Source organism: Adlercreutzia sp. ZJ304 (assembly GCF_011039075.1).
Classification (GTDB): domain Bacteria; phylum Actinomycetota; class Coriobacteriia; order Coriobacteriales; family Eggerthellaceae; genus Adlercreutzia_A.
Genome location: NZ_JAAKEG010000005.1, coordinates 208,356 through 216,077 on the forward strand (window position 1 = coordinate 208,356; position 7,722 = coordinate 216,077).

8 protein-coding genes and 1 pseudogene are annotated in these 7,722 nt (G+C 46.6%); 4 read left to right on the forward strand and 5 right to left on the reverse strand.

Going from position 1 to position 7,722, the window contains the following annotated elements:
- Positions 1-107: 107 nt before the first annotated feature.
- From G7Y46_RS04190 to G7Y46_RS04200, 3 genes are read left to right on the forward strand one after another with little or no spacing between them, the layout of a single operon-like run.
- On the forward strand, positions 108-968 hold the full coding sequence (locus G7Y46_RS04190; RefSeq protein WP_165061049.1) for a transporter substrate-binding domain-containing protein: 861 nt from the start codon (positions 108-110) through the stop codon (positions 966-968).
- Positions 969-1,622: an amino acid ABC transporter permease gene (locus G7Y46_RS04195; RefSeq protein ID WP_165061046.1), complete on the forward strand. Its 654-nt coding sequence runs from the start codon at positions 969-971 to the stop codon at positions 1,620-1,622.
- Positions 1,615-2,385, forward strand: coding sequence for an amino acid ABC transporter ATP-binding protein (locus G7Y46_RS04200; RefSeq protein ID WP_165252712.1), 771 nt, complete (start codon positions 1,615-1,617; stop codon positions 2,383-2,385). Before G7Y46_RS04195 ends, G7Y46_RS04200 begins: the two co-directional genes overlap by 8 nt.
- A gap of 194 nt (positions 2,386-2,579) precedes the next feature.
- On the opposite strand, the gene G7Y46_RS04205 is transcribed toward G7Y46_RS04200, so the two are convergent.
- Genes G7Y46_RS04205 through G7Y46_RS04215 form a run of 3 tightly spaced genes read right to left on the reverse strand, consistent with a single transcriptional unit; the run spans position 2,580 to position 5,883 of the window.
- Complete coding sequence (locus G7Y46_RS04205; protein ID WP_165061042.1) at positions 2,580-3,581, reverse strand: acyl-CoA dehydratase activase; 1,002 nt, start codon at positions 3,579-3,581, stop codon at positions 2,580-2,582.
- A gap of 18 nt (positions 3,582-3,599) precedes the next feature.
- The gene (locus G7Y46_RS04210; RefSeq protein ID WP_241157043.1) at positions 3,600-4,862 is read right to left on the reverse strand and encodes a hypothetical protein; all 1,263 of its coding nucleotides are present in this window, start codon (positions 4,860-4,862) and stop codon (positions 3,600-3,602) included.
- Positions 4,863-4,881: 19 nt separating this feature from the next.
- Positions 4,882-5,883 (reverse strand): acyl-CoA dehydratase activase-related protein, encoded by a 1,002-nt coding sequence (locus tag G7Y46_RS04215; RefSeq protein ID WP_241157044.1) that lies wholly within the window; start codon positions 5,881-5,883, stop codon positions 4,882-4,884.
- Positions 5,884-5,964: 81 nt separating this feature from the next.
- On the opposite strand from G7Y46_RS04215, the gene G7Y46_RS04220 reads away from it, so the two are divergent.
- A complete protein-coding gene (locus G7Y46_RS04220; protein ID WP_165252692.1) occupies positions 5,965-6,801 on the forward strand; it encodes a DUF2064 domain-containing protein in 837 nt (278 codons plus the stop codon).
- 127 nt (positions 6,802-6,928) lie between these two features.
- Here the strand turns inward: G7Y46_RS04220 and G7Y46_RS04225 are convergent, their stop codons facing one another.
- The gene (locus tag G7Y46_RS04225; protein WP_277424164.1) at positions 6,929-7,180 is read right to left on the reverse strand and encodes a helix-turn-helix transcriptional regulator; all 252 of its coding nucleotides are present in this window, start codon (positions 7,178-7,180) and stop codon (positions 6,929-6,931) included.
- 205 nt (positions 7,181-7,385) lie between these two features.
- A pseudogene (locus G7Y46_RS04230) lies at positions 7,386-7,722 on the reverse strand (hypothetical protein); the annotation flags it as partial.

Consider the following 7,722-nt stretch of genomic DNA (forward strand, 5'->3'; position numbering starts at 1 on the left):
ATGGTGTACTGCCCGTGGTATACTCCATCTGCTTTATTACAGTAGAGTGATAATGTAATGTAGTCGAAAGTGCATTATCGAAAGCGCACTTTCAGCAAGGAGGAAGAATGAAGAAAAAGATAGTGGCTGTAGCTGCCGCATGCGCCTTAGCTATTAGCGCATTTGCACTGGCAGGCTGCTCTAACTCGGGCGGTTCTAGCAGCTCATCCGCTTCGTCAAGCGCAGCCGAAAGCACCCTAGATTTGGGCGAGGGCTTCAAACTTACCGTAGGCTTTGATAACAGCTATCCGCCGTATGGCTTCATTGGCGAACAGGGCGAATACACCGGTCTTGACCTTGATTTAGCTGCCGCTGTAGCAGAAATGAATGGTTGGGAATTTGTAGCCGAGCCAATCGATTGGGATGCAAAAGATGCTCTGCTAGAGCAGGGAAACATCAACTGCATATGGAACGGCTTTACCATGGAAGGTCGCGAAGATAAATACACCTTCAGCGATCCGTATATGCTCAACGAGCAGGTTATAGTTGTAAAAGCCGATTCTGGCATAAACAACTTTGAGAGCCTAGCCGGTAAAGTAGTTATAACGCAAATTGACTCCGCCGCACTTGATGTGCTGGAAGGCGATCAGGCTAGCTTGGCAGGCACTTTCAATCGCCTAGACACAATTAGCGACTACAACAATGCATTCATGCAACTGCAAGCAGGCAATGTAGATGCAGTTGCTTGCGATCTTTCTATAGCCGCCTATCAGATAGCTGCAAACCCAGACGCATACGTGCAGCTTGACGAACCGCTAAGCAGCGAACACTACGCCGTGGGCTTTAGCAAGTCTGCCGACGGAGAGCAGTTAGCCAAAAAAGTTAACGAATCGCTAGCAGCTCTTGTAGCATCAGGTCAAGCTAGGGAAATCTGTGAAAAATACGCAGAGTACGGTGTTGACTACGACGCGAATTGGGTGCTGAAGTAAATGGAATTTAGTGTGATGATAGGGCTTCTGGCCGACGGCCTTGCGCTAACGGCGCAGATCTTTGTAGTCACGCTTATTGGAGCGCTACCTCTTGGCATAGTGGTAGCGCTCTGCCGCATGAGCAGATTCAAAGTAATTTCCACCATTGCGCGCTTCTACATATCCATTTTGCGCGGCACACCATTGATGCTGCAATTAATGGCTATCATGTTTGGACCTTACGCCCTATTCGGTCTACAGATGGGCAGCGATTGGAAGTTCTGGGCATGCGACATAGGTTTCATATTGAATTACGCAGCCTACTTTGGAGAAATATATCGCAGCGGCATTCAGTCTATTCCGCGCGGGCAATATGAGGCTGCAAGCGTGCTTGGATACTCGCGGACGCAAACCTTTATGAAGATAGTGCTTCCGCAAGTGATCAAACACATTTTACCCGCTATGGGCAACGAAATAATAACGCTAGTGAAAGATACATCGTTGGCATTCGTGCTTGGCATAGCCGAAATGTTTAGCCAAGCTAAAGCGTTAGCGGCGCGCGAGGTTTCTATGATCCCCTACGCATTAGCCGCACTTATATACTGGGTTTTCTGCCTACTTATAGAGTTCATCTTAAATCGTGTGGAGAAGAAGCTTGACTACTACCATAACTAACAAAGTTGTATCGTTAACAGGCGCTAAAAAAAGCTTCGGCGAAGTTGAAGTTTTGAAAGACATATCGCTTGAAGTAGAAAAAGGCGATGTGCTTGCAATTATAGGTCCGTCTGGCGGGGGAAAATCTACTCTACTTCGCTGCTTAACTATGCTAGAAACGCTAGATTCCGGTCGCTTGGCATACGGAGACTTAATTGTTGCAGAAAATGGACCCAGCGGACACGCCGTATACGGGTCGAAAAATGTGCTCGCCGAAGCCAAAACCCGTTATGGATTGGTATTCCAAAACTTCAACCTTTTTCCGCATTTTACAGTCTTGAAAAACATAATAGACCCGCTGATTTGCGTGCAGAAAATTCCACGCGAAGAAGCCGAGCAACGCGGTCGTGAGCTGCTTGCAAAAATGGGACTTTCGGGCAAAGAAAATATGGTTCCGTGCGAACTTTCGGGCGGACAGCAACAACGCGTAGCAATTGCGCGAGCGTTGGCAATGAACCCGGATGTGCTGTACTTCGATGAACCTACAAGTGCACTAGACCCTGAACTTACGCGCGAAGTGCTGCGTGTTATCCGTGAGTTGGCACTAGAACACACCACAATGGTCATAGTTACTCATGAAATGTCGTTTGCGCGCGACGTAGCCGACAAGCTAATTTTCATGGACGGCGGAACCGTAGTTGAACGCGGACGCGCCACAGATGTAATTAACAACCCACAACACGAACGCACGCGCCTGTTCCTAGCAAATTACCAAGAGAACTAAATAGAGCCACAACCAATATAGTCGGGGAAGCGGAGTGAGAGCTGCGAAGCTTCTGAACGTAGCTTCCCCGACTATATCTTGACCGGCTGTCAATTACGACATTGGGAATCTCGGGAAGGCGGAGTGAAGGCTGCGCAGCTTCTGAACGTAGCCTTCCCGAGATTATATAGTTCCCTACAATATTGCATAACTTCCTACGAAGGCTTAATTTCTCCGCGTTCGCAGCGATTACCCCACGCATCTATTAAATCGCGATCGCGATATACGCAGATTATTTCACAGTGATTAGCGCACTTCTGACACTCTACCTCGCGCGTTGTAAACGAGAAATCTTCCACCGCATCAAAATCTAAACAACCAGAAACGAAAGGTCCTGTTGCCGCGGGCGCAGCATATGCCCCATCAATGCTAACAGGTCCCGCATCAGCCGCTAATAGAGCCGCACCAAATGCGCCCATAAGATGCCCATCGGGATCAACCGCAACAGGCATTCCCAGCTGTTCTTCAAAAGCGTGCACAACGCCCACATTCTTCGACACACCACCCTGAAACACAACTGGTGCCTCTATCTTCTTACCCTTGCCCACATTGTTTAGATAATTGCTAGCCACGGCACTACAAAGACCTGCAATTATATCTTCGCGCGCATAACCAACTTGTATTTTGTGAACCAAGTCGCTTTCCGCAAAAACAGTGCAGCGCGCAGCAATGTTAGCCGGCTTCTTGCTTGTTAGCGCTATGGGACCAAACTCTTCCACTTCCACGCCTAAACGATGTGCTTGGCTGGAAAGAAAGGAACCTGTACCGGCGGCACATAGCGTGTTCATTGCGTAATCGACAGCTATGCCACCATCCACGCAAATAATTTTGCTGTCCTGACCGCCTATTTCAAGAATGGTACGCACGTCTGGATGCAAACACGTAGTACCCACAGCGTGCGCGGTTATTTCATTTTTCACCACACTGGCACCTATCATGGCACCCACAAGACGCCTAGCGCTGCCGGTAGTTCCCGCGCCCACTACTCGCGCATTGTCTGGCAGCTGCTCAGATAGCTCAGACATCACACGTTTTGCAGCTTGAGTAGGATTTCCTTCAGTCCACAAATACGACCTAGCAACTATATTATGTTCGTCGTCTATAACGACCCCTTTGGTAGAAATAGAACCGATATCTATGCCAAGATAGTAATTCACAAGAACCTCTCTCCTGATTTAGCGCCGTAATGAGCCAGAAGATCGCACAGTTACGCCTCCAGCGTCTGACACGTTTTTCATATACAGCATGTCGTAAAACGCTTCAAGTCGCGTCATTAATCCAGTATCGCTGGTTTCCGTATCGTAAGTTAGATATAAAACGGGAATATGAAAGTCTTCCGAAATGCGACGCAATACCGGTATGCAATCTATTTCGGGTGTGCAGCCTGCACATTTTGCATGAATTAGCCCGTCGAAACCAAGTTGCGCATATTTCTTTGCAGCAGCCAACGTCATTGTCGATGTAGGTCCCATATCATATTGCGCATACTCAGATATGGTGCGCCGCAAATTCGCCTCGTTGTAGTGCGTGTAACGGTTGCTGAAATTCAATGTGCGATACACTTCCACACCCATATCCATCAGCTTTTCATCAAGACCTAAATTTGAGTTTTCATCTATTGCTGTATACAATTCGCCAATTATCCCAATGCGTACAGGATTAGCCGGCTTATTCAAAGGAATTGCCCGCATTTCTTCCATTGAGCGCGCATAAGCGCTATCAATTTCAGCTTTATCGGTAGCCGCACGCATGGCATCCAAGAAATCTTCCCACGCATGGCGAAAAGCGCCGCGCTCACATTCGAAACCACCATTTGCCATATAGAAATCGCGCGCCTGATCTAATAGCGACAGCATATGCCCAGTTGCAAGCAGCTGCTTAACTCCGTATGGAATATCTATATCGGGGTTCACCATTTTCAAAACTTCTTTACCCCAGCCAAAATAACCCTGCTCAATTCCGTGACTAAAATTCAGCATTGTGAATTCGTATCCCATATCGCGCAGTATTTGCTCTTGCATCTCGCCATAGTAGCCAAGCCGGCACGGACCGCCCACTTGCACCAAAATATCAGCCCCAAGCTCAAGTGCTTCTATCCAGTCGCCCATCATGTGCTTAAACGGAGTGCAAACATAATCGCTGGAATTTTGAATACCTAAATCCATTGTGCGCTTTGTGGCTTTTGGTAATTGCAAATAGTCACAATCTAGCACCTGTTCTACAAAAAATTTGAACGCCGGATCGTAATAGGCGTATCGAAATACAGATACCTTTGTGCGCTTATGCCTGTCGCGCTTCAACTTCTTTTTTAGCCGCGGAAACGGAATGGCTCGGCGCGGCTCTTCCGGCTCGTAGACAACCTGCGTGCGCGCATCGTCGCTAACTTTTACTTGAACAGTTGTGTCTTCAACGCGAGGCTGCGCTAGGCTCTCCAACATGTTTTTTGCTTTCTGCAAACTAGGCATTCAAATACCTGCCTTTTCCTTGGAATCGCAGAATATCTATGAAACTTTCTATGCGTGTTTCCATACCCGCGCTGCCGCTTTGCGCATCTATCATCAAGTTCAAAATAGGAACACCATGCATGTTGCGCATTACCGCGTCATCAAACATAGAGTCGGGTCCGCACGGAAATGCAGATAACAAGACTATGCCGTCTATTTTGTCATACGTTTGCAAAATGGCACCCACCAGCTCGCGGTTTATCATCCACGGCAGCGTGTCCGAAAAATCGAAGCTGCGCTTAAAAGCGGTGGCATGGTCGGTTTCGTCAGCGAATATAACCGTAGCGCCCATACCCTCAATAGCTGCCACAATATCGCCAGCTATATAAGGGTCGTGCGCAATATAAGGATGCGCCACAAGCAAAATAACTAGTGGAGCCTGTTCAGTCCCCGTAGGGTCGCTTGCAGCCACTTTGCGATACTTAGTCAACAATCGCAATGTTTCCTGCTGAGATGATACGCGCGAAGAATTTGCAGCCTCTTGAGCGCGCATCGCCTGTTTGTATGCGCGCAATGCCTGCTTAGGCGACGCATTCAAACGGTGTGCCAATTCGATAAAATCTAGGCGCGCGCTTTTATGATCGTTCGCTTTCTGCACACGCATAGTTATAAATTTTGCTGCCCTTTCGTGAAATGTAGCCTCTACCAAATCGGGCAGACTTTGATATTTCGTACAAAAACCAGCTCGCACATCGCCGCTGTTATACGACGGAACAAATATGGCATCGCATTCGCCGCCTTCTAATAGCGCAACCACATGCCCCATATATACCTTTGATGCTAGGCATACTTCATCTACACTAGCAGCCTCTCCCGCCTCAAACACAGCGCGATCGGTTTTAGGGCTTAAAACGACCTTAAAACCCAATTCTTCAAAAAAGGTTTGCCACATTACGCCGTATTTATAAAAAAGCAAGCCGCGCGGAATGCCGATTACACGCACTTCATCTGCCACAAGCAAATCCACTTCTCAATAGAGTTGTTAATCCGGCTAATTATAATAGAAGCCAGCAAAAGGACTAGCAAAGGTTACGCCATGCGAAAAAATGTGTTGCTGCTGTTCAGCAAACTGCCAGAAGCCGGACTTGTAAAAACCCGCCTTACCACACTTAAAGATGGTATTTTTGAACCCGAAGTAGCCAGCGCACTTTATCATTGCATGCTTTTCGATGTATGCGAGATATGTATGGCAGCTTTCGACAAACTGGAAGCCAAGAATACAGGCAATGCCGCCGATGAATACGAGCTGGTTATATCTACTGCACCTGCCGAAAATGCCGAACGCATGCAAAAACTATTCTCAGATGCAGGAAGATGGCCGCGCCCTATTACATTTATTGCCGACAAGGGTGCCAGTTTTGACGAACACTATAACGATGCCTTTCAAAAATGCTGGGACATGGAAGCTGATTGCATCTTATCTATGGGTGCCGATATGCCGGCGCTAACAACAAACGATGTAATTGCCGGTTTTGAAGCGCTTCATAAGCTAGAAGACGTTCCACGTGGCGGAATTGTACTTGCCCCCGACCAAGAAATGGGAGTATCTATTATAGGGTGGACTCGCGAAACTGCATTCAACCATTCGGGTGTGTTCTATAACAAGGACGGACTAACTGTTTTGCCCGCATACATACAGAAAGCACGCGAAGCCGAATTGCCTGCAATATATCTGCCTCCCGTGCCCGATGTGGACACCATGGCAGATTTAATGCACAACATAACCCTAGTTGAAGCGCTGAACTACTGTGCAGCATTCGACGGAAATACACCCCCATGGCGCACCGCTAACGCTTTGCGCGAAATGAGCTGGGATGAAGTGCGCGTTCCGCCAAACACCCTACACGACCCCCGAGAACATATTGATAAATAGAGGTACGGCACAACAAGGCAGCAAAGCGTAATTTCTATACGACAGCCTTTAGACGACAAGACAGAACATTAAAATATAAATATCCGCAACTCGATATAAATATGCGTAAAATTGCGGAAGTAAGCTACTATTTTTCTTCGAAAGTAAGTAGTTCTCTTACGTCAATCTCAAATACATTGGCTAAAGCAAGAAGCGTAAACAAGCGTGGATTCATGGGTGTGCCAGGTTTCGATTCGCCTTTTTCAAATTTCTGATATGTATAAGCTGAAATTCCTGCCTGATGGGCAACATTTTCCTGACTGATCCCCTTAGCATCTCGAAGCATGCGAAGTTTATTCGCAAGTTCGCGAGAAAAGTGTTCAGGTGTCGTTTGCGGTATTAACTCATATTATGGTCTTAAACATACACAAGTTGAAAATAAAGACAGCTTTAAAGAATTAGAGCTTCCCTTGCGAAAAGAAACTATGTATTTCGATATTTTCGGAGAAAATGACAAATTTCTCATAGTTTTGAAGTAAATATAAGTAATATGGTCAGCGTATTTCATTTTGAATTAAGCTGACCATAAATCAATTTTACTCAATCTATATACCGAATTCTCGAAACAGCCTTTCGCGATAGACTTCATCCTCAGAGGCTTTCAATACATCAGCTTGTCGATTTTCTGAGAATAATTTTTCTACAAGTGCAGCGAATTTATTAGTACCTTTTTGTATTCCTTGTTCCAGCCCTTGTTCCAGCCCTTGTTCCAGCCCTTGCTGTAAACCTTCTTGTAATCCTTCTTCCATTGCTTTTTTGCGAGCATCTTTTACAGCTTCTGCAAGAACTTCTTGCATTTCTGCTCTGACAGCATCTTCTGCAGCCCATTTAGCTTCTCGCCTTATATCTTCTTCTATAGTGCTTACAGAAAACACTTTATCC